Genomic DNA, 24,117 nt, shown 5'->3' on the forward strand with positions numbered 1-24,117 from the left:
CTCACCCTCCTGCGAACGGCGGGAGCACCTCGACCGTGCCGCCGTCGGCCAGCCGTACCGTCTCATGTTCGCGGGTGCCCACGGGGTCGCCGTCGACGAGGAACGAGCATCGCTGCAGGACACGCACGAGTTCACCGGGGTGTCGCGCACGCGCGGCGTCGAGCGCCTCGGCGAGCGTGGCCGCGTCGTGCGGCTCCTCGGCGATCCCGGCCGCGGCCTTGGCGGCCGCCCAGTAGCGCACCGTGACCTTGGGCATCAGGTTCCTCAATCAATCGGCTGTGTACACGGTCAGGCTAGCCCGCCCGCGCGACGGCCCACTCCCCGATGCGGGCCAGCAGGCCGTCGTCGGCCGCGTGCTCGGCGTGGCCCATGCCGTGCTCCACCCAGAGTTCGCCGTGGCCGGCGGCGGCCTCGGCCAGCATCCGCGGGTGGTCGAGCGGGAAGTAGCCGTCCCGGTCGCCGTGCACGATCAGCAACGGGGTGGGCGCGATCCGCGGGACCGCCTCGACCGGCGACAGCGGAACCGGGTCCCAGTCGCGGCGATGGATACGGGTGCGGAAGCCGTAGCGGCCGACCAGGCGGCCCTCGGGGCGGGTGACCATCCAGTGCAGCCGGCGCATGGGGGCCGTGCCGCGGTAGTACCAGCGGGCGGGGGCGCTCACGGAGACGACGGCGTCCACCGTTCCCTCGTGCAGCGCCGCGTGCCGCAGGACCACCGAGCCGCCCATCGAGAATCCGACGGTCACCACGCGCGCGTGGCCGAGCGAGCGCGCCCAGTCGACCACCGTGGCCAGGTCGAGGACCTCGCGGTCGCCGACCGTCGAGTGTCCACCGGAGCGGCCGTGCCCCCGGAAGGAGAAGGTCACGACGGCGCCGTACCGGGCGAGGGCGGACGCCACGCGCCGCACGTGCGGGCGGTCCACGTCCCCGGTGAACCCGTGTGCGACGACGAACACCGGGTGAAGTGTGGATGACTCGAAGGCGTCGTATACGACCGCACCCGGTTCGTATACGGAATCGACGGAAATCCCGTCGGCGGTGGGCAGAAACGTCCGCAATGGTACGCGCGTGCCCGTCTCGCAATTCGGACGAACGGTGGAACGTGCCACATGACCTGCCGGACTGCTGCTCATGTGGGCTATTCTGCTGGACAGAGGACTCGGGCAGCGTAGCCCCCGGGTCCTTTTGTGCTTTCGGAAGCGTTGTATACGAAATGGGAACCGGGCGGAGAACGCCAGGTGACCGAAGGTGTACGGCCCCCGGGATCGCAGAGCAGTGCCGCAAAAGCCGCAGTGCCGCAATGTCCTCGCAGGGACCGAGGAGGAACCAGACGTATGAGTTCTCTGCTGCTCCTGACCAACGCTCTCCAGCCGTCGACGGAGGTCCTTCCGGCCCTCGGCCTGCTGCTGCACAACGTCCGCGTGGCTCCGGCGGAAGGCCCCGCCCTCGTCGACACCCCGGGCGCCGACGTCATCCTGATCGACGGCCGCCGTGACCTGCCCCAGGTCCGCAGCCTGTGCCAGCTGTTGCGCTCCACCGGCCCCGGCTGTCCGCTCATCCTCGTCGTCACCGAGGGCGGCCTCGCCGCCGTCACCGCCGACTGGGGCATCGACGACGTGCTCCTGGACACCGCGGGACCGGCCGAGGTCGAGGCCCGGCTGCGGTTGGCCATGGGCCGCCAGCAGATCGTCAACGACGACTCCCCGATGGAGATCCGCAACGGCGACCTGTCGGTCGACGAGGCGACCTACAGCGCGAAACTGAAGGGACGGGTCCTGGACCTCACCTTCAAGGAGTTCGAGCTCCTGAAGTACCTGGCCCAGCACCCGGGCCGCGTCTTCACGCGCGCCCAGCTGCTCCAGGAGGTCTGGGGCTACGACTACTTCGGCGGCACCCGTACCGTCGACGTGCACGTACGTCGCCTGCGCGCCAAGCTCGGCCCCGAGCACGAGTCGCTGATCGGAACGGTCCGGAACGTCGGTTATCGATTCGTTACTCCCGAGAAGGGGGAGCGCGCGACCGACGACGCGAAGGCCAAGGCGGACCAGCCAGAGAGGGCAAACGCGGACGATTCGGACAACGCGACCGCCGCGGACACCGAAGAGGTCTCGGCGGAGGCGTAGTACCCGCCGGTAGGCCCGGCACCCGCTCGGGAAGGGCGTCGCCCGCGCACAGGGAAGCACCTGTATGCCCTGCCCAGAGCGGGTCCATCCGCGTAGACTCCGCGCGTGGCCAAGGTGACTCGGGATGATGTGGCGCGGCTGGCGGGAACTTCGACCGCCGTCGTCAGTTATGTCATCAACAACGGACCCCGGCCGGTCGCCCCGGCCACGCGCGAGCGTGTACTCGCCGCCATCAAGGAGCTGGGGTACCGACCCGACCGGGTCGCCCAGGCGATGGCGTCGCGGCGCACCGACCTCATAGGCCTGATCATCCCGGACGCCCGCCAGCCCTTCTTCGGCGAGATGGCGCACGCGGTCGAGCAGGCCGCCTCCGAGCGCGGGAAGATGGTGCTGGTCGGCAACACCGACTACGTCGCCGAGCGCGAGGTCCACTATCTGCGGGCGTTCCTCGGGATGCGGGTCTCGGGCCTCATCCTCGTCAGCCACGCCCTGAACGACCTGGCGGCCGCGGAGATCGACGCCTGGGACGCCCGGGTGGTCCTGCTGCACGAACGCCCCGAAGCCATCGACGACGTCGCCGTCGTCACCGACGACCTGGGCGGCGCCCAGGTCGCCGTGAGGCACCTCCTGGAGCACGGCCACGAGTACGTGGCCTGTGTCGGCGGCACCGCGGACACCCCGTCCGTCGGCGACCCGGTCTCCGACCACGTCGAGGGCTGGCGGCGCGCGATGGACGAGGCAGGTGTCAGCACGGAGGGCCGTCTCTTCGAGGCGCCGTACAACCGCTACGACGCCTACCGCGTCTCCCTGGAACTGCTGGCCGGCCCGAACCGGCCGCCGGCCGTCTTCTGCTCCACCGACGACCAGGCGATCGGCCTGCTGCGCGCGGCGCGCGAGCTGCGCATCGACGTGCCCGGCGAGCTGGCGGTCATCGGCTTCGACGACATCAAGGAAGCGGCCCTCGCCGACCCGCCCATGACGACGATCGCATCGGACCGCTCGACGATGGCCCGGGCCGCGGTCGACCTCGTCCTGGACGACGGTCTGCGGGTCGCCGGGTCCCGGCGCGAGCGGCTGAAGGTGTTCCCGTCGCAGCTGGTCGTACGGCGGTCCTGCGGCTGCGAGTAGCCGACCGCGGGCGGGCCTGCGGCTGAGGTCAGCCGATCGCGGACGGGCCTGGGGCTTGGCTGAGGCCGATCGCGGACGTTCATGGGCCGTTCACGGGACGGTTCCGGACCTGTACGAGCCGTGTGTGAGACGCGTCTGAGAGCATGCGCCCGACTTCGGGATCGCTCTTCATATCGGGCATACGAGGTTCTGGCGGGCTTCTCAGCAAGCACTCAGGGAGCTCTCATGGTCGGGCGCGAAGCTTCTTTCCATGACCGAGAGCATCCGCCGCAGCGGCGAGTACGAGAACTTCGAGAACCCGTACCAGGCCCCGTACGAGGGCGCCCAGCAGCACGCCTCCCCCTCCCCCGTGGGTTCCTCCCCGGTGAACCCGGAGTGGCCGCCCCCGCCGGGGTACGAGCCGGTCACGCAGCCCGTGCGGCAGCAGTCGGTGCACCAGCAGCCCGCGTTCCAGCAGCCGGTCGTCGAGCCCACCGCGGTGTGGCAGACCCAGGCAGCCGGCGGCGACGGTCACGGCGGCGGCAACGGCGGCGGAACCGCTCTCCTCGACCCCCTGGCCTCCGAGCCCGCACCGGCCGCCAGGAAGAAGCGCGCCCGCGGCCCGTTCGCGCTGCTCGCCGCCGTGGCGATCGTCGCGGCCGCGATAGGCGGCGGCACGGCCTACGGCATCCAGGAGCTGACCGGCAAGGACGAGGTGGTCTCCTCGTCCACCACCACCAGCGTGGTGCCCTCCAGCAAGACGGGTGACGTGGCCACCATCGCGGCGGCGGTCAGCCCGAGCGTCGTCGAGGTCAGCGCCACGCTCAGCAACGGGACGTCCACCGGCTCCGGCGTGATCATCACGAGCGCCGGTGAAATCGTCACCAACAACCACGTCGTCTCCGGCGCCACCTCGATCAAGGTGTCGACCAGCGACGGGAAGTCGTACACCGCCAAGGTCGTCGGCACGGACAGCAAGAAGGACCTCGCGCTCATCAAGCTGGAGAACGCGTCCGGCCTCAAGCCGGCGACCCTCGGCAACTCCGACGGCGTCAAGGTCGGCGACACGGTCGTGGCGATCGGCTCCCCCGAGGGCCTGACCGGCACGGTCACCAGCGGCATCGTCTCCGCGCTGAGCCGCGACGTGACCGTCTCGACCGACGAGAGCCAGAGCCAGAGCCAGGGCCAGGGCGGTCAGGGCGGCGGCAACTGGCCGTTCCAGTTCGGCGGCCAGCAGTTCAACGGCGACACGGGTACGTCCACGACGACCTACAAGGCGCTTCAGACGGACGCCTCCCTGAACCCCGGCAACTCCGGCGGCGCGCTCATCGACGCCGGCGGCAACATCATCGGCATCAACTCCGCGATGTACTCCGCCGCGGCGGACTCGTCCTCCTCCGACGCCGGCAGCGTCGGCCTCGGCTTCGCCATCCCGATCAACACCGTCAAGGCCGACCTCGCCACGCTGCGGGCCGGCGGCTCCGACAGCTGACCACCATCACTGAGCCAGGGAGTACGTCATGATCAAGCAGGTTTCGCACACGGTGACCGGTTTCGGTGCGGCCGACCTCGGCCTGGCCCTCGACGTGGCGTACGAGCTGCACCCGCCGGTCGCGCCGACCCGGGCGCCGGAGGTGGCGGCCCCGCAGCTGATGGGCCTGCGCACCACGGCGGCCCGCCCGCACCAGCGCAAGGTGCCGCTGAACCGGCTCGCGGCGATGCGCGGCTGATCCACCCCAACCCACCCTTTACGCGCACACCGGGAACCGTGCGAGGCTGAGGACACTCAGCACGTTCAGCAGGTCCAGGCCTCCCGTCGTCCCACCGCACCTGAGGAATCCACGCCCATGAGCCCCGCCGAAGGCGACCGTGACACCCAGCGCATCCTGATCGTCGACGACGAGCCGGCGGTGCGCGAAGCACTCCAGCGCAGCCTCGCCTTCGAGGGCTACGACACCCAGGTCGCCGTGGACGGCGCGGACGCGCTGGAGAAGGCGACGGCCTACCGGCCCGACCTGGTGGTGCTGGACATCCAGATGCCGCGCATGGACGGCCTCACCGCCGCGCGCCGCATCCGCGGGGCTGGCGACACCACACCCATCCTGATGCTGACGGCCCGCGACACGGTCGGCGACCGGGTCACGGGGCTCGACGCCGGGGCGGACGACTACCTGGTCAAGCCCTTCGAACTGGACGAACTGTTCGCCCGGGTACGGGCCCTGCTGCGGCGCAGCTCCTACGCGGCCGCGGCCGGAGCGGGCGCCGTGGAGGAGGACGAGGCCCTCACCTTCGCCGACCTGCGCATGGACCTCGCGACCCGCGAGGTCACCCGCGCCGGACGCCCCGTGGAACTGACCCGCACGGAGTTCACCCTCCTGGAGATGTTCATGGCCCACCCGCGCCAGGTCCTCACCCGTGAGCAGATCCTGAAGGCGGTCTGGGGCTTCGACTTCGAGCCCTCGTCCAACTCCCTGGACGTGTACGTGATGTACCTGCGCCGCAAGACGGAAGCGGGCGGCGAGCCGCGCCTCGTGCACACCGTGCGGGGCGTCGGGTACGTGTTGCGACAGGGCGGGGCGGAGTGAACAAGGTCGTACGGCGGTTCCGGACCCTTCCCATCCGGGCCCGGCTGTCGATGCTGGTCGCCGCCGCCGTGGCTTTCGCGGTGGCGGCGGTGTCGGTGACGTGTTGGTTCATCGTGCAGGGGAAGTTGTACGCGCAGGTCAACGACGACCTGGAGGAGATGACGCGGAGGCCCGGCACGGTCAACTCGCTCTTGCAGAGATGCACGCAGACCCCCCAGGAGAACACCCAGCTCTTCCCCGGCCGGAACAACTACGTCCAGGCGATCAAGGAGCAGGGCGCTCCCTGCGTCGACCCGAACTCCCCGAGCGCGGTCAAGGTCACCAACTCCGACAAAGACGTGATCAAGAGCGAGAAGGGCGGTCAGGGCCTCTTCCGCAACGGCACCGACGAGGACGGCAACGCCGTACGCGTGCTGACCATGTATCTGGGCGTCGACCAGAACGACTCGCAGGGGGTCGCCCTGCAACTCGCGGTCCCTCTCAAAGGCACCGAGTCCACCCTCAACGAACTCGCCCTGATCCTCCTCCTCGTCTCCGGCATCGGAGTCGTCGGCGCAGGCGCCGCCGGTCTGGCGGTGGCCCGTGCCGGGTTGCGGCCGGTCGACAAGCTCACCGAGGCCGTGGAACACGTGGCCCGGACGGAGGACCTGAGCATCCGGATCCCCGTCGAGGACGACAGCGACGACGAGGTGGCCCGTCTCTCCCGTTCCTTCAACTCCATGACCGCCTCCCTCGCCAACTCGCGCGAGCTCCAGCAGCAGCTGATCGCGGACGCCGGGCATGAGCTCCGCACCCCCCTCACCTCCCTGCGTACCAACATCGAGCTCCTCACCCGCAGCGAGGAGACGGGCCGCCCGATCCCCGAGGCGGACCGGAAGGCGCTCCTCGCCTCCGTCAAGGCGCAGATGACCGAACTGGCGTCACTCATCGGCGACCTCCAGGAACTGTCCCGTTCCGAAGGCCAGCGCGGCGAACGCGTGCAGGTGGTCTCGCTGGAGGACGCCGTGGAGTCGGCGCTGCGCCGGGCCCGGCTGCGTGGCCCGGAGCTGACCATCACGGCGTCGCTGGAGCCCTGGTACACCCGGGCGGAGCCGGCCGCGCTCGAGCGGGCGGTGGTCAACATCCTGGACAACGCGGTGAAGTTCAGCCCCGAGGGCGGCACGATCGACGTCCGGCTCGTGGACGGGACGCTGACCGTACGCGACCACGGCCCGGGCATCTCCGCCGACGAACTCCCGCACGTCTTCGACCGCTTCTGGCGCTCCCCCAGTGCGAGGGCCCTTCCGGGCTCGGGGCTCGGTCTCTCGATCGTCGCCCGTACCGTGGAGCAGGCCGGCGGCCGGATCGCCCTGGCTCGCGCGGACGGCGGCGGTACGGTGGCGACGGTCCGGCTGCCGGGGGCGCCGACCCCTCCGCCGGAGGATCCCGTCCCCGCCGCATAGGGAGCGGGCGGCCCTCGAACGACTCTCTCCTCACCGAATTCCGTGAGTTCGGCAACCTTTCCGATCCGGGCGGCGACCCAGCAGCGCATCAACTCCCCCGCCCCGCACGGAAGGCAGCCGCATGAGCGAGCACCGCCGCAGGTCGACCCGGTCGTCCGAATCGACCGCGTCGGCCACCACGACCTCGACGGCCGACATGACCGCGTCGGCCGACGTCCCTGGACAGGCCGGGACGACCGCGTCGGCCGACACCTCCCGACCGCCCGGGACGACCGCGTCGGTCGGTAGGACCGCCAAGCCCCGTCACCGCAGGCGCGGAAGCGCCCTCGCGATCGGCGTACCTCTCGTCCTCACCGCCGCCGGCACCCTCGCCTACGGCACGGATCTCGGCCTCTTCGGCGCGGCAGGGCAGGCGAAGGCCGCGGCCGCACCCGCCGCCGCGCCCGCCTGGGCCACCGCCTCCGCAGACGGCTTCGCCTCCGTCAACGCCCTGGGGCAGAACGGCACTTACGGCGGCCGGGACGGCAAGACCGTCACCGTGAAGACCCTCGCCGACCTCGAGAAGTACGCGACCGCGGCCGAGCCGTACGTCATCGTCGTGGCCGCGACGATCACCATGGACCCGGTCGGAAAAGAGATCAAGGTCCAGTCCGACAAGACGATCGTCGGGTCGGGGACGTCCGGGCAGATCGTCGGCGGCGGCTTCTTCCTCGGTCAGGGCGTCCACAACGTCATCATCCGGAACCTGACGATCCGGGACGCCTACCAGGGCGTCTGGAACGACAAGGAACACGACTTCGACGGCATCCAGATGGACGGCGCCCACCACGTCTGGATCGATCACAACGACATCCGGCACATGGCCGACGGGCTCATCGACAGCCGCAAGGACACGACCTACCTGACCGTCTCCTGGAACAAGCTGAGCCAGGAGAACAAGGCGTTCGGCATCGGCTGGACCGACAACGTCACCGCCGACATCACGATCCACCACAACTGGGTCCGCGAGACCGAACAGCGCAACCCGTCCACGGACAACGTGGCCCACGCGCACCTGTACAACAACTTCCTGGAGGACGTGGCGGGGACGGACATCAAGTCCTCGTACGGCAACTACTCCCGTGGCAGGACGAACATGGTGCTGGAGAACTCCTACTTCCAGGGCCTGACCAACCCCGTCGTCCGGGACGCGACCGCCACCCTCGTGCAGCGCGGCAACGTGTTCTCCGGCACCACCGGCAAGAACGAGAGCGGCGGCACGGGCGCGGCCTGGGACCCGAAGACGTACTACGCGTACACCCTCGACAAGGCGGCCGACGTCCCGGCGCTCCTCAAGTCGGGCGCGGGCCCCCGCAGTTCCATCGGTACGACGGCGGCCACGACGACAGCCACGACGAAGGCGGCGGCCGCCACCACGCTCACCGTCGCCAAGGACGGCAGCGGGCAGTACACGACCGTGCAGGCCGCCGTGAACGCCGTACCGGCGAACAACGCCTCGCGCGTCGTCATCGCCGTCAAGCCGGGCACGTACCGCGAACTGGTCAAGGTCCCGTCCAACAAGCCGCACGTCACCATCCAGGGCACCGGCGGCAGCCGCAAAGACACCACGATCGTCTACAACAACGCGTCCGGTACGCCGAAGCCCGACGGCTCGGGCACGTACGGCACCGGCGGCAGCGCCACCGTCGCCGTCGACGCGGACGACTTCCAGGCCCGCAACCTGACCATCTCCAACGACTTCGACGAGGCCGCGCACCAGGACATCGCCAACCAGGCGGTCGCCCTGCGCACCTCCGCCGACAAGGTGTTCCTCGACGGCGTCATCATCAGCGGTGACCAGGACACCCTTCTGGTGGACACCGCGTCGAAGGACAAGCTGGGCCGCGTCTACATCACCAACTCCTACGTCGTGGGCAACACCGACTTCATCTTCGGCCGCGCCACCGCGGTGATCGACAAGTCCGTCATCACCCTGAAGAAGCGCTGGAACGGCACCTCGGCCGGCTATGTCACGGCCCCCAGCACCGCCGCGAACCGCAAGGGCATCCTGATCGCCAACTCCACGGTCAACGGTGACGTGTCCGACCGGAGCTTCTTCCTCGGCCGCAACTGGCACGCGGGCGGCGACGCGAGCCTCGACCCGCAGGCCACCGTCCGCAACACCTCCCTCAGCGCGGCGATCAAGACCACTCCCTGGTCCGACATGAGCGGCTTCTCCTGGAAGGACGACAGGTTCGCCGAGTACAAGAACACCGGCGCGGGCGCGGGCGCCGCGAGCTCCGACCGCCCCCAGCTGACCGACTCCCAGGCAGCCGGACAGGAGATCGCGGACTGGCTGGGCGACTGGACGCCCACGGCTTCCTGACATCCCCCTGCCGGCTCCGCCACAGCCCCTCGCCTCGCCCCGCCGGTGGGAATGGCGATACGAACGCTGAAGGAACGAAAGCGGGGGGGGGCCGAAGCGGGGACCGGACCAGGAACGGGGACGGGACCCGGGACCCGGGACGGCCACGGGACGGGGAGGCGACGGGGACGGGACGGGGAGGCTACGGGGACGGGAACGTGCTGTGGTGGTGCCTCACAGGCGCAGCACCAGCGTGTCGTCCGCGAGCCGCTCCCGCCCCACGTCCGCCCGCGCCGTGTTCGTCCCCGACACGTCCACCCGCGCCGTCTTCGTCCGGGCCGTTCCCGACCAGGGTTCGACCAGCCTGGTGTAGGCCTCGCAGCGGGTCATCAGCTCGTCGTGCGTTCCCGCGTCCAGCAGCCGTCCCTCGTCCACGACCAGGATGCGGTCGGCGTCGGGGGCGAGGCTCAGATCGTGGGTGATCATGATGGTGGTGCGGCCGGACATGAGGCGGCGCAGAGGCTGGACGATCTGACGGGCGGCCACCGAGTCCAGTCCGGCGGTCGGTTCGTCGAGGACGAGGACCGGGGCCGCGCGGAGCATCGCGCGGGCGATGGCTATGCGCTGGAGCTGGCCGCCGGAGAGCGCGGCGGTGCCGGGGGCGATGTGGGTGTCGTACCCGTCGGGCAGGGCGGCGATGAACTCGTGGGCGGCGGCCGACCTGGCCGCTCGTTCGATCTCCGGGTCCGTGGCGCCCGGGCGGCCGCACTCCATGTTCTCCCGGATCGTGCCGTTGAGGACCAGGGTCTGCTGGGGGAGCAGGGCCGTGTTCGCGCGGACGAACTCCAGCGGGACGTCCGTGAGCGGGACTCCGTCCAGGCGGATGACACCCGTGTCCGGGTCGTAGAAACGGGTGAGGAGCTTGGAGAGCGTGGACTTGCCGGCGCCGCTCGCGCCCGTGACCAGGATGAGTTCACCGGGGTCGGCGGTGAAGGTCACGTCCGTCAGCGACTCGCGGGCCGCGTCGGGGTAGCGGAACGAGACGCCGTGCAGGCTGACCCGGCCGCGGACCGGCCAGGAGGGGACGGGGACTTCCGGGTCCTTCACCGACGGCTGCGCGTCCAGCAGTTCCGCGATGCGTTCCGCGCCCGCCGTGGCCGCGGTGACCGTCAGGCCGAGTTGGCCGAGGCTGCGGACCGGCGGATAGAGGTAGCCGATGAACGCGGCGAACGCGAGCAGGGCGCCGAGGGTCATCCGGCCGGCCGAGATCTCCCAGACGCCCAGGCCGATCACCGACAGGACGCAGAAGGTCTCGACCACTTCGACGAACTGCTCGTACATCTCGCTCAGGCGCGCTCCGCGAACGCTGGCCCGCATCCACGCGCGGGCCTCCTTGTCGAGGCGTCGTTCCTCGTCGCGGCGGCGGTTGTACGCCTGGGTCAGCACGACGTTGCCCAGTGACTCCTCCACCACCGAGGTGATCGCGCCGTCGGCGACGCGTTCGTCCTGCGAGGCCTGCCTGATACGGCCGGAGAAGCGGCGGGCGGCGAGGAGGAAGAGGGGGGCGAGGACGAAGGTGGCGAGGGCCAGGTCCCAGCGGAGCCACAGGGCCGCCGCCGCGTAGAAGACCGCCGCGAAGGCAGCGGAGATCGTGCCGACCACGCCCGACACGACGAGTTGTTCGATGGCCTCCACGTCTCCCGTCAGCCGTTCCACCAGGTCGCCCCGGCGGTGCCGCTGGAAGAAGTGGGGCGGGAGATCCTGGACATGGCCGAAGACGTTCGCGCGCAGCCGCAGGACGAAACGTTCCGCCGTCCAGGTCGCGAGCGAGTTCCCCAGATAGCCGACGAGCGCGCCCAGCGCGGCAACCCCCAGCCAGGCTCCGGCCGGGCCCCAGAAGGCGGAGAGCGAGCCGGCCTGGAGGGCGTTGTCGGTGAGTTCGGCGAACAGCAGGATGGAAGCCGTCTCGGCGAGCGCGGACACCACCACGCACGCCACGATGACCAGCATCCATCTGCGGTCGCCGCGGGTCAGCGGCCAGAAGCGGCGGAAGGCCTCGCGGGCTTCCCTCATGTCAGCAACTCCCTCGACTCCCCCCGCGTGCAACGAATCCCCGGCCACGGCCGAGGCGGGGTCACCGGCTCTCACCGGCGACCCCGCCTCGTGGCGTCCCGTCAGCCCTTGTGCGCGACCGGACGGCGCTTCGCGGTGACCTTCTTGGCGGGCTTCTTCTTGGCGACGGGCTTCGGCGCCGGGGCGGCGGCGGTCCTGCGGGACTTCTTCACCGGGGCGATCTTGTGGAAGCTCATGGGAAATACCTCTCCGTTTATCAGGTACCGATTATGTTGTTTTTACGTGCGACTTATTTGTCGCTGGTTTGCAACAGTTCCGACTGCGACCTCAGCCCTTATGGGAGACCGGGCGCCGCTTCGGGGCCACCTTCTTCGCGGGCTTCTTCTTGGCGACGGGCTTCGGAGCCGGTGCCGCACCGGTCTTGCGGGCCTTCTTGACGGGGGTGATCTTGTGGAAGCTCATGGCGTTCTCCTTGCGTCATCGATGCTCTCGGTCGTGATGCCGTTCGCTCTCTTCGCTTTCGCGTCGTTCGCTCTCGACATGGAAAACAGTACGGGACGCCGGAGCCGGAAAAAGCCGATTCTGCTTAGACCTCGATGAATTGCGCCTGAGGCGAGTTTTCAGGTGAGTTCGGGAACCAACAGCGGACTCACACAGGTTTTAATACAGGTTCCAATACGAAGAGGCGGCCCCGTCGGTGACGGGGCCGCCTCGTGAATCGTGGCGCGGGTTACTGCGAGGGCTACTGCACGATCGTGATCCGGTTCGCCGTCGGCGGGGCGATCGGGCCCGCGGCCGAGGAGTTGGCGAGCAGGTACTGCTCCAGGGCGGTCAGGTCGTCGGCGCCGACGAGGTCGTTGGTGCCCTGGCCCAGCGTGGTGAAGCCGTCGCCGCCGCCCGCGAGGAAGCTGTTCGTCGAGACGCGGTAGGTGGCGGCCGGGTCGATCGCCGTGCCGTTCAGCTTGATGGAGTCCGTGACGACGCGGTCGGCGCCGCTCTTCGTCAGGTCCAGCGTGTACGTCAGGTTGGCGGACGGCTGAAGGATCTTCGGCGCGCTCGCGTTGGTCCCGCTCACCTGCTCCTTGAGAACCTGGACCAGCTGGGCGCCGGTGAAGTCCTGGAGGTTCACGGTGTTGGAGAACGGCTGGACGGTGAAGCCCTCGGCGTAGGTCACCACGCCGTCGCCCTCACCGCCCTTGGCCGCGTAGGTGAGACCGGCCCGGACACCGCCCGGGTTCATCAGCGCGAGGTCCGTCTGCGCGTCGAGCTTCTTGCCGTACCAGAGCTGGGCGTCCGCGATCAGGTCGCCCATCGGGGACTCGGTGCCCGTGTTGGGGACGTCCGCGGAGATGTAGCCGATCGCCCGGTTGCCGACCGGGGCCGCCAGGGTGTTCCACCTGCTGATCAGCTCGGTCATGTCGGGCGCCTTGGCGACGGTCCGGGTGACCACGTGGTTCGCCGACTTGACCGCCGTACGCGCGATGTCACCGGTGAAGCGGTCGTACGTCAGCGTGGTGTCCGTGTACAGACGGCCGAAGGACGCGGCCGAGGTGACCGTGCGCGGGTTGCCCGCCGGGTCCGGGATCGTGCACGCGTACGCGGCGTGCGTGTGACCCGTCACCAGCGCGTCCACCGCGGGCGTGATGTTCTTCGCGATGTCGACGATCGGGCCGGAGATTCCGGCGCCCGCCCCCGGGGAGTCGCAGTTGTAGTTGTACGCCCCCGAGGCCGGCAGACCGCCCTCGTGGATCAGCGCCACGATCGACTTCACGCCCTGCTTCTGCAGCTCCTTGGCGTACTTGTTGATCGTCTCGACCTCGTCCTCGAACTTGAGGCCCTTGACGCCCTCGGCGGACACGACACCGGGAGTGTCCTCCAGCGTCACGCCGATGAAGCCGATCTTGACGTCCTTCTTCTTCCAGACGAAGTACGGCTTCAGGATGGGCTTGCCGGTCTTCTCGTTCAGGACGTTGGCCGCCAGGTACGGGAAGTCGGCCCCCTTGAACTTCTTGTCCGTGTAGCAGCCGGCCGTCGGGTGGCAGCCGCCCTTCTGAAGCCGCGCCAGTTCCTTGGCACCCTCGTCGAACTCGTGGTTGCCGACGGACGTGACATCCAGGTCGAGCTTGTTCAGCGCCTCGATGGTGGGCTCGTCGTGGAACAGGCCCGAGATCAGCGGGGAGGCGCCGACCATGTCGCCGCCGGCCGCGGTGATGGAGTACTTGTTGCTCCCACGCGCCTGGCGCAGGTGCGTGGCGAGGTACTCCACACCGCCCGCGTCGATCGTCTTCGTGGTGCCGTCCGCCTGGAGTTCCGTGACCCGGCCGGAGGAGCCGGACGGGGGCTCGAGGTTGCCGTGCAGGTCGTTGAAGGAGAGCAGCTGCACATCCTGGTAGCGGCTCGGCAGCGGCTTGGAGTGCTTGCTGTCGTGGGCGTCCGCCGGAAGCGCGGCGGCCATGGCGCCTGCGGTGGCGAGACCCGCGGCGGCCGCGAGAAGACGGTACGTACGGCGTCTGCCGCTCGGATGCGGCTGGGAAGTGGCTGGCATGCGCCCCCCTGAGGTGTCTGCCTGTGGTGTCTGCGTCCCCGGACCGGCCCGGCCCCGGGAGACGTATGAGGAGTGGCCCCGTCCGGCGCAGCCTAGGGTCAACGCGCGTAGCGCGACAGGGGGTTCTTGGTTACATCCTGGTTTCCCTTTGCCCTCCGCTTACCCCCCGCTTTGCCTTTCCGGAGCTCATCCTTCCGCCTTTCCCCTTACCGCCACTTTGCGCTGCCCGCCCTTTACTCTCGTACGCATGACCAGCGACGACACCGCACGGATCCCCGGCTCCCGATCGATCGAGACCCACTCCGAGCTCTCCCCCGAACAGACCGAGGCCGTCCTCGAACTGCTCGCGGAGGCCGCCCGGTCGGACGGCCAGCAGGCGGTGTCCGAACAGGGCCGGCTGCAACTGCGCGGAGGTGCCCGCGAAGGCGTCTCCCATCTGGTCCTCTCCCTCGGCGACGCCCTCGTCGGCTACGCCCAGCTGGAGGACACCGATCCGGTCGAGGCGCCCGCCGCCGAGTTGGTGGTCCACCCCGCGCACCGCGGCAACGGGCACGGCCGCGCGCTCGGCTCGGCCCTGCTCGCCGCCTCCGGCAAGCGGCTGCGGGTGTGGGCCCATGGCGGCCACTCCGCCGCCCGGCACCTCGCCCAGGTCCTGGGGCTCGCCCTGTTCCGCGAACTGCGGCAGATGCGGCGGCCGCTGACCGACCTCGAGCTGCCCGAGCCGGTGCTGCCCGAGGGCGTCACCGTCCGTGCCTTCGTCCCCGGGCAGGACGACGCCGCCTGGCTGGCCGTCAACGCCGCCTCGTTCGCCCACCATCCCGAGCAGGGCTCCCTCACCCAGCGCGACCTCGACGACCGCAGGTCCCAGCCGTGGTTCGACCCCGCCGGCTTCTTCCTCGCCTTCCGCGGCGAGCGGCTCGTCGGCTTCCACTGGACGAAGGTCCACGCCGAGGAGCAGCTCGGTGAGGTGTACGTCCTCGGTGTCGCCCCCGGCGCGCAGGGGGGTGGCCTCGGCAAGGCGCTCACGACGATCGGCCTGCGGCATCTCGCGGCGCAGGGTCTGCCCACGGCGATGCTGTACGTCGACGCCGACAACAAGGCGGCGGTGTCCGTGTACGAGAGGCTGGGGTTCATCACCCATGAGACGGACCTGATGTACCGAACGGAGACGTGAGCCCGGCAGCCGGGCCGCTTTTCAGGCTCCGCCGGAGGGAACACTCCCGTCAGATATGCCCCCGGGCGGGCTGGACCGCCCCGCCCCGTGGTTCCAGGGTCCCCGCAGCGGCTCCGGTGTCCACAGCACGCTCAGCGCCACCGTCGCCCCCAGCACCACCGCCCATCTCACCTGCGTCGCCACCCAGTAGGGGTCCTGGGACGTGCCCAGCAGGCCCCACCGGTTCGGCACCAGTACCGCGACCGCGGCCGCGGAGCCCAGCAGGATCGCCGTGCTCCTGCCCACTTCCGCCGTCCGTGTGAAGCGGACGGCGATCGTGGCGAGGGCGAGGGCCGCACAGGCCATCCCCGCCGCCTCCAGAGTGGCCGGACCGAGTGCGGGACGGGTCGGATCGGGTGTCAGAAGCAGGACCGCCACCCACCAGAAGGCCGCCAGGGGGGCGGCGATGGCCAGCCGCAGCACGGTCCGCCGCGGGCGGCCCACCGGTGTCGTCGCCGTCGTGTTGCGGGCCGGATCGTCCAGCAGGAAGGCCAGACCCAGTGCGCCGGTGAGGGCGGTGAGGCGCAGGACCAGCAGCCCCAGTTCGGCGTCCGGGGCCTGGTCCGGCAGCCGGGTGGTCGCGGCGAGCAGCAGGCCCAGCCCGCCGGCCGTGGTCAGCGCCCGCCAGGGGAGACTGCGCCACACGGGCGGTACCAGGGCGCGGAGCAGGTCCGCCGGGACCCCCCTCGCCTGTGACTCGGTCACTCTCCGCACTCTTCCGCCTCCTTCGGCACCGCGACTCCCAGCAGCTCGGCGGCCTGGGCGGTCGTCGTCTTCGCGGATGTCAGTTCCGTCCAGTGGGCCTTGACCCGGGCCGTCATCTCGGCACGCGGACGCTCCAGCAGTTCCCGGATCACCGTCGTCTGCGGGCCCGACAGACCCAGTCCGTTCGTCGGGGCCAGGACCACTCCCGAGCCGCTGGTGCTGTCGTCGAGCCGCACGTTCCGGAACGTGGCCGTCGGGGTGGGGTCGTTGCCCAGCACCAGCCACATGATGGTCACCGCGCGGGCGTCGCACATCGGCTCGGTCGTCACGTCCTCCGAGCCCCCTACCAGGACCGAGGCCACGCCGACCGCGAACTCGGGGACCCGGTTGCCGCCCCAGCGCGTACCGACCGTCACCTCGCCGGGAGTGGTGGAGGGGTCGAGGGAGCCGTCGACCTCCACCTCCTCGCCGCTGATGTAGACCCGCTGGCGGATCGTCAGCCGAGCCTCCGCCGCCGTACCGCCGGCCCCCGACCGGACGCGGTCGACGACCTCGGCCCAGTCGGACCGCACACCGCTCCACTCGGGGAACGAGCAGTAGGTCGAGCCGTCGTACGTCGAGCAGGACTGGACCTTCTCCGGGGAGTCGGCCGCCGTCCTGCGCGCCGCTTCCAGGGCCGCCGTGCCGCGCGGGATCTGGCCGATCACGCCGGCCGCGGTGGCCGCCAGGGCGAGAGCGGTCGCCACCCTGACGGCTCGGGTCCGGCCGCCGGCGACCAGCAGGGCCGAGCAGGCCAGCAGGGCGCACAGGCCCGTCACGTACAGGGCGTGCCAGCCGGCCGGGCGGCCGAGCAGGTCGGAGGGGACGGGATCGCCGCCGCTGGACGCGAAGGACTGGATCGGGTCGAGCCGGTGAACCCACTCGTGGTCGGATCCGATGAGTCCGGAGAACAGGACGCCGAGCACGTACAGGGCGATGACGAACAGTATGGGAACGAAGGTGGAGGGCAGCAGACGGGCCAGCAGCACGCCGGTGATGCCGGCCAGCAGGACGCTCAGCGGTCCGACGGCCAGTTCCCCGAAGGAACCGTGGCCGATCGCGCCGGGTTTCAGCGCCTCCCGGGTGAACTCGGCCGCCACGGCGAGCGCGGTGAGCCCCGCGTACGGGAGCACGGACAGCACATGCGCGAGGGTGCGCCGCCAGGGTTCCATGGCCAGCACCTCGAACTGCTCCACCGTGCCGTGCTTCCGCGAACGCAGCGCGGCCGCGTTGACGCAGATAAACATGGCGAGGGCGAACAGCAGAGGCGCCACCTGGGTACGGCGGTCCACCGTGTTGAGGACGGGGAAGTCGTCCATGCCGTCGTTGCTCATCAGCCGCAGGGCGATGAGGACGACGTAGAGGGCGAAGAAGAACAGCACCGGGATCTGCTGGAGCAGCTCGCGGGCCTCGAAGCGGGCGAGTGCGAGGACGGCTCCGGTGCGGCGGCCCTCGCGCGGCGGCTCGGTGAGCGTGCGGGCGGGTTCCGTGACCGTCGGGGTGGTGGTGCTCATGCCGCCACCTCGGCGCTCTCACCGTCGAGGGCGAGCAGGTAGCCGTCCTCCAGGGTGGGTTCGAGGAGGTCGGCGCCGGTCGGCGGGTCGCCGATGTTGCGGAAGCTGCCGGTGCCGGTGCGCCAGCCGGCCAGAGCGTTCGGATCGCGTTCCGTGCTGCTCCAGACCCGGCCCGCCGCGCGGGCGGTCAGGTCGGCCGGGGTGCCCTCGAAGCGGACGCGGCCCTGGGCCAGCACCACCACGCGGTGGCACAGCATCGCGACGTCCTCCGTCTGGTGGGTGGACAGCAGGACCGTGCGGCCCTCGCCCGCCTGGGCGATCAACTCGCGGAATCGCATGCGCTGTTCGGGGTCGAGGCCGACGGTCGGCTCGTCCAGCACCAGGAAGCCGGGGTCGCCGACGAGTGCGGCGGCCAGGGCGACACGCTGCCGCATGCCGCCGGACAACCGCTTGATGCGCTTGCCGCGCACCTCCGAGAGGTCGACGGCCTCCAGCACGCGCCGCACCTCGCTCAGCCGGGCGCCGCGGTTGGTCAGCTCCTTCAGGATCGCCACATAGTCGACGAACTCGAACGCCGTGAACTCCGGGTGGAATCCGGGGGTTTGGGGCAGATAGCCGAGCGTGCGACGCAGGGCGAGGCGGCCGGCCGCCGTGCCGGGGTCGTGCCCGAGGGCCGTGAACGCGCCGCCGTCGGGCGGCACGGCCGTGGCCAGCACCCGCAAGAGGGTGGTCTTTCCGGCGCCATTGGGGCCGAGCAGCCCGGTTACACCGGGCGTCAGCCGCAGCGAGACCCCGTCGAGGGCGCGGGTTCCGCCGAAGCGCAGGGAGAGGTCGGTGGCCGTCAGGGTGGCGGGCCCGGGAGTGGAAGCGGTGGTCATAGGGAGCTCCTGAAAGTCCAGTTGGCGGGCGGGGCCGGGGAGAGGGCCACGGGGGCGGGCGGCCGCCTCACACGGCACCGCCGTCCGGGAAGCCACCCGGCGGACGCGCGTCGCAACGCCGGTCACCGGGCCGGGCCGCGGAGAGGGCCACGAGGGCGGACGGCCGCCTCACACGGCACCGCCGTCCGGAAAGCCACCCAGCGGACGCGCGTCGAAGCGGTCGCGGGCCTGGTAGAGCAGGAGAGCCGCGAGAGCCGCCACGGCCGCCGCGGCCGACTGGCCCGCCGCCGTGAACGGGGCGAGCGTGTCGTGGGCGTGCACCTGGCTCTTCGCCACCACCAGCAGCGCCACCCAGGCGCCGCCGACCAGGGCGGGTGCGACGACCGGGCCCAGCCGGGCGGTCAGCGCGAGCCCCGTCGCGGTGAGGGCGAGCGCGGGCAGCAGCCAGGCCAGGGCGGCCAGCCCGTACCCCGGCAGCGCCAGCGTCGCCAGGCCGTTGAACGCCAGGCCCGCGGTGAGCACCGCGACCGTACGGATCATCAGCAGCCGGAAGCCGTGCAGCGGGGCGACGACGGCCATCTCGTACGTCGGGTCGAGCGACGGGCCGTACGACAGGGCGACCCCGGCGAGCGGAAGCAGCGGGGCGAGCGCGAGGAACAGCGCGGGCTGGTCCGCCACCCGCACCGCCAGCACCGTCATGACCAGCAGGAACAGCACCGACAGCAGCCAGGAGCGGCGCAGCACCGGTGTCGCCGTCAGCAGCCGCGCGGTGTGGTCGGCCACGCCGAGCCGCACCAGCAGCCGCTCGATCAGGCCGGGCCGCGGCGCGTCCAGCTCGGCGTCCAGCCGTTCCCAGCGGGCGTCCAGCGCGACCGGGTCGGTGGTCTCCGCGAGCCGGGCCCGGCACTGTGCGCACCCGGTGAGGTGGGTGTCGGCGGACCACAGCAGCGGCGGCGCCAACTCGCCGTGCGCGTACGCCCGCAGGTCTTCTTCAGCCACATGCCACGTCATGCCACGACCTCCCTCGACTGTCCGTCGCCCACGCGTCCGCGTGGGCCCACTCCGCACACGTAACGCCTCATGCCAGCGCCTCCCGCAGTTGCTTGCGGGCACGCAGGGCCCGCGTCTTGACGGTGCCGGGCGGGATGCCGAGCAGAACGGCCGCCTCCCGGGTGGTGAGTCCGTCGATCACGGTCGCCTGGAGGACCGCCCGGAGCTCCGGCGAGAGGCGGGTGAGGGCCCCGGCGAGGTCCCCGTGCTCCACCCCCGCGAGCACGCGTTCCTCCGCCGAGGCCTCGTCGCGGTGACGCAGCCGGGACAGTGCCTGGCGCAGCCGGCCGCGCGCTCCGTCGCCGCGCATGGCGTCGACCAGGCGGCGGGCGCCGATGCGCCACAGCCAGCCTGCGGCGTCGGCGGAGTAGCCCTCCTCGCGGTGGCGGGCGGTGCCGCGCCACACCGCGAGAAACGTCTCCTGCACGACGTCGTCGACTATCCCGGCGTCCGCGCAGCGGCCGCGCAGGCGCGCGGTCAGCCAGGGCGCGTACCGCCGGTACAGCTCCTCGAAGGCGTGACGGTCCCGGTCCGCCGCGATGGCCCGCAGCAGCTCCCCGTCGCTTCTCGTTTCGCTCACATCCCCTCATCGGACCGGCCCCGCCGATCGGTTCACGGTTGGCCGCACGATTTTTCCTTGACTTGCGCACCACCTTGCACCACCCTTTCACTACTCAATTAGTGAAAGGGTGGTTGTCCAGTGGTCGAATACCGCATCGACCGGCACAGCGGCGTGGCCACCTACGTCCAGATCGTCCAGCAGACGAAGCAGGCTCTGCGCCTGGGCGTCCTTCAGGCCGGCGACAAGCTGCCCACCGCCCGTGAGGTGGTCGAGGCGACCGCCATCAACCCGAACACCGTGCTGAAGGCGTACCGCGAGCTGGAGCGCGACGGGCTGGTGGAGGCCCGGCGGGGCCTCGGCACCTTCGTGCGGCGCGGGCTGAGCACCGCCCCGGCCGACTCACCCCTGCGCGCGGAACTGGACGCCTGGGCGGTCCGGGCCAGGGAGGCCGCGCTGGACCGCGACGACGTGGCCGCGCTTTTCACCGCCGTACTCGACGAACACTTCTCCGCCGTACCGGACCCCGACGGCCGACACCACCGGCAGGACGGGAACGGCGAGCACGACCGGCAGGACCGGAACGGCCGACCCGGCGGGCACGACCGGCCCGATCAGCACCACCAGCACGATCAGCACGGCGGACACGACCGGCACGACATGAATTCTGGAGACCCCTCATGACCGACACCGCCATGGCGGCAACCGCGCTCGGCAAGCGCTTCGGCCGGCAAGGGGGCTGGGCGCTGCGCGACTGCACGTTCCGCCTGCCCGCCGGGCGCGTCTGTGCCGTGGTCGGCCCCAACGGCGCGGGCAAGTCCACGCTCCTCGCCCTCGCCGCGGGACTGCTCGCCCCCACCGAGGGCAGGGTCACCGTCCTCGGCACGGATCCCGCGTCGGCACGCGCGCGTGTCGGCTACGTCGCCCAGGACAAGCCGCTGTACCCGCAGTTGTCCGTCGCCGAGACCCTGCTCGTGGGCGCCGATCTCAACCCGGGGCGCTGGGACGCCGAGACCGCCGAGCAGATCGTTTCCGCGGGCGATCTCGACCCCAGGAAGAAGATCCGCTCCCTCTCCGGCGGCCAGCGCACCAGGGTCGCGCTCGCCCTGGCTCTCGCCAAGCGGCCCGAACTGCTCCTCCTCGACGAGCCGATCGCCGACCTGGATCCGCTGGCCCGGCACGAACTGATGGGCACCCTGATGGCGCGGGCGGCGCAGTACGGCACGACGATCGTGATGTCGTCGCACGTGGTCGCCGAGCTCGAGGACTCCTGCGACCACCTGCTGCTGGTCGGCGGTGGCCGGGTGCGGCTCGCCGGCGAGATCGACGACCTGCTCGCCGCCCACACGCGCGTGAGCACCACCATGAACGCCACGGCGGACTCCCTCCGGCCCACCCGCGCGGACGGCTCGCCGGGCATCTCCCCGGAACTGGCCCCGCACACGGTCGTCGAGTCCCGGGTCACCGGCCGCCAGCTCACCGCCCTGGTGCGTCCCGCGGGCCCGCTCGCCGACGACTGGCGCACCTCGGCGCCCTCCCTGGAGGAACTCGTCCTCGCCTATCTGCGCAACCCGCAGGCCGCCCCACTCGTCCCGGCCGAGCCCGAGGAGGCCGCCGTATGACCGCACTCGCCCTGTCGCCGGACGCCCCGAAGACCGCCAGGCCCGCCGCCCCCGGAGCGGGCTGGCTGCTCCGCCTGCACCGGCCCGCCCTGTACGTCTGGATCGGCGTCGTCGCCGTCCTCGCCGCCGGCCTGGTGTGGCTGTGGGGTCCGCTGACCGACGCGTCGGCGGCGGCCTGGCGCCAGTACCGGGTGGACTGCACCGACTACCGCAACTGCCACTACGACCAGGATTCGATCGTCCGCTACAAGAGCGTGTACATGTACACGACCGGCGCGCTGACCGCGCTCCCCTTCGCCGTCGCGGCCTGGGCGGGCGCCGCCCTGTTCGGCCGCGAGCTGGAGCACGGCACCGCGCAGCTCGCCTGGACGCAGGGCCTGTCCCCGGCCCGCTGGCTGGCCACCAAGCTGATCGTGCCCACGGTCCTGGTCGCCGCGGGCACCGGCCTGCTGGTCGCGCTGCACCGCCTGATGTGGTCGGCGGGCGACGGGCGTATCGACACCGCCAAGAGCTGGTACGACAACCTCACCCTGCACACCAACGGCCCCACCACCGTCGCCTTCGCCCTGACCGGCCTGGCCAGCGGCGCCCTCGGGGCCCTGCTGCTGCGCCGCACGCTGCCCGCGCTGATGGCGGCCCTGGGCTTCGTCGCCGCCACGCGGTTCCTGGCCGACCAGCTCATGCCGCACCTGTGGCCGACCGTCACCCACGTCACCAGCCTCGCCGACGGCTACCAGGGCTCGGGCCTCGGCGTCGACTCGGGCCTGGTCACCTCCACCGGCGCGCACATAGCCGACCCCGGCTGCGGGGCGACCTCCGCCTCCTCCATCTGCAAGGCGGTCTACGCCGATCTCGACGCCACCGGCTTCTACACCACCTACCACCCCGAGTCCCACTACTGGCCCCTCCAGCTGACCACGACCGCCCTCGTGCTGGCCGTGGTCGCCGCCCTCACCGTGGCCGCGTTCGTCCAGCTCAGGCGCTCGACCGCCACCGTCCCGCGCGCGGGCGGGAAGGCCGCCGTATGAGCGCGGCCGCCGAGCCGGGCACCCCGCCCGGCGAACCCGTCCACCGCGACGGCGCGGACGGCCGTGCGGACGGCTGTACTGATGGGCGCACGGCCGACCGCGCGGACGGCCGTGCGGACGGCCGTCCCCCCGCCTGGGGCACGGCCCGCACCGTGCTGCGCGTGCACCGCACCGCCCTCCTCGTCTGGGCCGCCGCCGTGGTGGCCCTGATCGGCTGGGTGGTGTGGCTCGGCGAAGTCGCCGTCGACAAGGAGCTCGCGGAGTGGGAGGCCTGCGCCGATACGGACCAGGACATGTGCGGCATGACGGTCGGCTGGGTCGGCTACAGCGAATCGCTCGGCTGGGCCGGCCTGCTGATCTCCTACCTCTTCCTCGCCGTGGCCGCCTTCGCGGGCGGCGCGCTGATCGGCCGCGAGCTGGAGAACGGCACCGCCCGCCTCGCCTGGACCCAGGGCATCACCCCCACCCGCTGGCTCACCGCCAAGCTCGCCGTCCCCGCGCTAGCCCTGACCGCCGGCGCCACCGCGCTGGTCCTGGTGTACCGCTGGGCGTGGGGCGCCCACCCGAACCTGATGGACAACGGGTGGACGAGCGCCGACGCGTACCTCTCGCGCGGCCCGGCCACCCTCGCGTACGGTCTCTGCGCGCTCGCCGTCGGCGCGCTCACCGCGCTCCTGCTGCGCCGCGCACTGCCCGCGCTGGCCGTCTCCGTCGCCACGACCGGGCTGCTCGCCTTCGTGGTCGCCCAGTACCGCGACTCCTTCTGGCCCGCCCTCACCCGCACCTCGGTGACCAGCGGGGCCAACCCTCCCCACGACGCGTGGGGGCTGGAGAACGGTGCGCTGATCCACGGGCACCGCACCCCGGACTTCGACCACTGGCAGTGCGACGGCACGGCCGCGCGGACGCGGCGCTGCCTCGACGACCTGGGCGTCACCGGCTACTACACGACCTACCACCCCGAGGCGCATTACTGGCCGATCCACCTGGTGGAGACGGGGATCGTCCTGGCCGTCGCCGCCCTCGCGACCACCGCCGCGTTCCTGATCCTGCGACGCCGCACGGCGACCGCCGTCGCCGCCTGATCCCGCGCACGGTCCGGGTCCGCGGGCCCCCACGGCGGAGGGACCGCACACCTCGCCCGGTCCGGGTGCCGGGCCCTCCACGGCGGAGCGGAACACCTCGCCCGGTCCGGGTGCCGGGCCCTCCACGGCGGAGGGACCGCACACCTCGGACCACCCTCCGGGCAGGGACCCGCACGACACCCCTCGCGCTCCCGCTCCAGGACAT

General features: G+C 71.4%; 22 protein-coding genes and 1 pseudogene. 12 read left to right on the forward strand and 11 right to left on the reverse strand.

Annotated features, from left to right (window positions below; genetic code table 11):
* Position 1: 1 nt before the first annotated feature.
* Together ACIPFH_RS29435 and ACIPFH_RS29440 are read right to left on the reverse strand one after the other, a co-directional pair.
* Positions 2 to 256, reverse strand: coding sequence for a MoaD/ThiS family protein (locus tag ACIPFH_RS29435; protein ID WP_356251152.1), 255 nt, complete (start codon positions 254 to 256; stop codon positions 2 to 4).
* A 37-nt stretch (positions 257 to 293) separates the two neighbouring features.
* A complete protein-coding gene (locus ACIPFH_RS29440) occupies positions 294 to 1,133 on the reverse strand; it encodes an alpha/beta hydrolase (protein ID WP_401831038.1) in 840 nt (279 codons plus the stop codon).
* Positions 1,134 to 1,334: 201 nt separating this feature from the next.
* On the opposite strand from ACIPFH_RS29440, the gene ACIPFH_RS29445 reads away from it, so the two are divergent.
* The 7 genes from ACIPFH_RS29445 to ACIPFH_RS29475 all read left to right on the forward strand — a co-directional run bounded on the left by ACIPFH_RS29445 (position 1,335) and on the right by ACIPFH_RS29475 (position 9,622).
* Positions 1,335 to 2,123 carry a response regulator transcription factor gene (locus ACIPFH_RS29445; protein ID WP_359127619.1) on the forward strand — a complete coding sequence of 263 codons (789 nt, stop codon included), beginning with the start codon at positions 1,335 to 1,337 and terminating at the stop codon, positions 2,121 to 2,123.
* Between the two features lie 105 nt (positions 2,124 to 2,228).
* Positions 2,229 to 3,251, forward strand: coding sequence for a LacI family DNA-binding transcriptional regulator (locus tag ACIPFH_RS29450; RefSeq protein ID WP_356251160.1), 1,023 nt, complete (start codon positions 2,229 to 2,231; stop codon positions 3,249 to 3,251).
* A 250-nt stretch (positions 3,252 to 3,501) separates the two neighbouring features.
* Positions 3,502 to 4,722, forward strand: coding sequence for a S1C family serine protease (locus ACIPFH_RS29455; RefSeq protein WP_401831041.1), 1,221 nt, complete (start codon positions 3,502 to 3,504; stop codon positions 4,720 to 4,722).
* A gap of 28 nt (positions 4,723 to 4,750) precedes the next feature.
* Positions 4,751 to 4,960, forward strand: a complete 210-nt coding sequence (locus tag ACIPFH_RS29460; RefSeq protein WP_054243831.1) for a hypothetical protein — start codon at positions 4,751 to 4,753, stop codon at positions 4,958 to 4,960.
* Between the two features lie 117 nt (positions 4,961 to 5,077).
* Positions 5,078 to 5,815: a response regulator transcription factor gene (locus tag ACIPFH_RS29465; protein WP_401831044.1), complete on the forward strand. Its 738-nt coding sequence runs from the start codon at positions 5,078 to 5,080 to the stop codon at positions 5,813 to 5,815.
* Positions 5,812 to 7,257: an ATP-binding protein gene (locus tag ACIPFH_RS29470; RefSeq protein WP_401831047.1), complete on the forward strand. Its 1,446-nt coding sequence runs from the start codon at positions 5,812 to 5,814 to the stop codon at positions 7,255 to 7,257. The genes ACIPFH_RS29465 and ACIPFH_RS29470 overlap by 4 nt, the downstream gene beginning before the upstream one ends.
* Positions 7,258 to 7,378: 121 nt before the next feature.
* The gene (locus tag ACIPFH_RS29475) at positions 7,379 to 9,622 is read left to right on the forward strand and encodes a pectinesterase family protein (protein ID WP_401831049.1); all 2,244 of its coding nucleotides are present in this window, start codon (positions 7,379 to 7,381) and stop codon (positions 9,620 to 9,622) included.
* Between the two features lie 213 nt (positions 9,623 to 9,835).
* On the opposite strand, the gene ACIPFH_RS29480 is transcribed toward ACIPFH_RS29475, so the two are convergent.
* From ACIPFH_RS29480 to ACIPFH_RS29495, 4 genes are all read right to left on the reverse strand, one after another.
* Positions 9,836 to 11,674: an ABC transporter ATP-binding protein gene (locus ACIPFH_RS29480; RefSeq protein ID WP_401831051.1), complete on the reverse strand. Its 1,839-nt coding sequence runs from the start codon at positions 11,672 to 11,674 to the stop codon at positions 9,836 to 9,838.
* Positions 11,675 to 11,775: 101 nt separating this feature from the next.
* Complete coding sequence (locus ACIPFH_RS29485) at positions 11,776 to 11,910, reverse strand: hypothetical protein (RefSeq protein WP_401831053.1); 135 nt, start codon at positions 11,908 to 11,910, stop codon at positions 11,776 to 11,778.
* 91 nt (positions 11,911 to 12,001) lie between these two features.
* Complete coding sequence (locus ACIPFH_RS29490) at positions 12,002 to 12,136, reverse strand: hypothetical protein (protein WP_401831055.1); 135 nt, start codon at positions 12,134 to 12,136, stop codon at positions 12,002 to 12,004.
* Positions 12,137 to 12,416: 280 nt separating this feature from the next.
* Complete coding sequence (locus tag ACIPFH_RS29495; protein WP_401831057.1) at positions 12,417 to 14,219, reverse strand: bifunctional metallophosphatase/5'-nucleotidase; 1,803 nt, start codon at positions 14,217 to 14,219, stop codon at positions 12,417 to 12,419.
* A 247-nt stretch (positions 14,220 to 14,466) separates the two neighbouring features.
* On the opposite strand from ACIPFH_RS29495, the gene mshD reads away from it, so the two are divergent.
* On the forward strand, positions 14,467 to 15,393 hold the full coding sequence (gene mshD, locus ACIPFH_RS29500; RefSeq protein ID WP_401831059.1) for a mycothiol synthase: 927 nt from the start codon (positions 14,467 to 14,469) through the stop codon (positions 15,391 to 15,393).
* 21 nt (positions 15,394 to 15,414) lie between these two features.
* On the opposite strand, the gene ACIPFH_RS29505 is transcribed toward mshD, so the two are convergent.
* The 5 genes from ACIPFH_RS29505 to ACIPFH_RS29525 all read right to left on the reverse strand — a co-directional run bounded on the left by ACIPFH_RS29505 (position 15,415) and on the right by ACIPFH_RS29525 (position 20,198).
* On the reverse strand, positions 15,415 to 16,137 hold the full coding sequence (locus tag ACIPFH_RS29505) for an ABC transporter (protein ID WP_401831061.1): 723 nt from the start codon (positions 16,135 to 16,137) through the stop codon (positions 15,415 to 15,417).
* Positions 16,134 to 17,690 carry an ABC transporter permease gene (locus tag ACIPFH_RS29510; protein WP_401831063.1) on the reverse strand — a complete coding sequence of 519 codons (1,557 nt, stop codon included), beginning with the start codon at positions 17,688 to 17,690 and terminating at the stop codon, positions 16,134 to 16,136. Before ACIPFH_RS29510 ends, ACIPFH_RS29505 begins: the two co-directional genes overlap by 4 nt.
* Positions 17,687 to 18,568: an ABC transporter ATP-binding protein gene (locus ACIPFH_RS29515; protein WP_401831065.1), complete on the reverse strand. Its 882-nt coding sequence runs from the start codon at positions 18,566 to 18,568 to the stop codon at positions 17,687 to 17,689. The genes ACIPFH_RS29510 and ACIPFH_RS29515 overlap by 4 nt, the downstream gene beginning before the upstream one ends.
* 168 nt (positions 18,569 to 18,736) lie before the next feature.
* On the reverse strand, positions 18,737 to 19,579 hold the full coding sequence (locus ACIPFH_RS29520; protein ID WP_356258430.1) for a zf-HC2 domain-containing protein: 843 nt from the start codon (positions 19,577 to 19,579) through the stop codon (positions 18,737 to 18,739).
* Between the two features lie 67 nt (positions 19,580 to 19,646).
* On the reverse strand, positions 19,647 to 20,198 hold the full coding sequence (locus ACIPFH_RS29525; protein ID WP_356258427.1) for an RNA polymerase sigma factor: 552 nt from the start codon (positions 20,196 to 20,198) through the stop codon (positions 19,647 to 19,649).
* Positions 20,199 to 20,318: 120 nt separating this feature from the next.
* On the opposite strand from ACIPFH_RS29525, the pseudogene ACIPFH_RS29530 reads away from it, so the two are divergent.
* From ACIPFH_RS29530 to ACIPFH_RS29545, 4 genes and pseudogenes are all read left to right on the forward strand, one after another.
* Positions 20,319 to 20,687 (forward strand): annotated as a pseudogene (locus tag ACIPFH_RS29530) (GntR family transcriptional regulator); the annotation flags it as partial.
* Between the two features lie 170 nt (positions 20,688 to 20,857).
* Entirely contained in the window at positions 20,858 to 21,799 is a 942-nt protein-coding gene (locus ACIPFH_RS29535; RefSeq protein WP_401831069.1) for an ABC transporter ATP-binding protein, read from the forward strand.
* Positions 21,796 to 22,827: an ABC transporter permease gene (locus tag ACIPFH_RS29540; RefSeq protein WP_401831072.1), complete on the forward strand. Its 1,032-nt coding sequence runs from the start codon at positions 21,796 to 21,798 to the stop codon at positions 22,825 to 22,827. Before ACIPFH_RS29535 ends, ACIPFH_RS29540 begins: the two co-directional genes overlap by 4 nt.
* Positions 22,824 to 23,912 (forward strand): hypothetical protein, encoded by a 1,089-nt coding sequence (locus ACIPFH_RS29545; protein ID WP_401831074.1) that lies wholly within the window; start codon positions 22,824 to 22,826, stop codon positions 23,910 to 23,912. Before ACIPFH_RS29540 ends, ACIPFH_RS29545 begins: the two co-directional genes overlap by 4 nt.
* Positions 23,913 to 24,117: the final 205 nt, after the last annotated feature.

It is taken from the genome of Streptomyces sp. NPDC088157 (assembly GCF_044741545.1).
Lineage (GTDB): Bacteria > Actinomycetota > Actinomycetes > Streptomycetales > Streptomycetaceae > Streptomyces.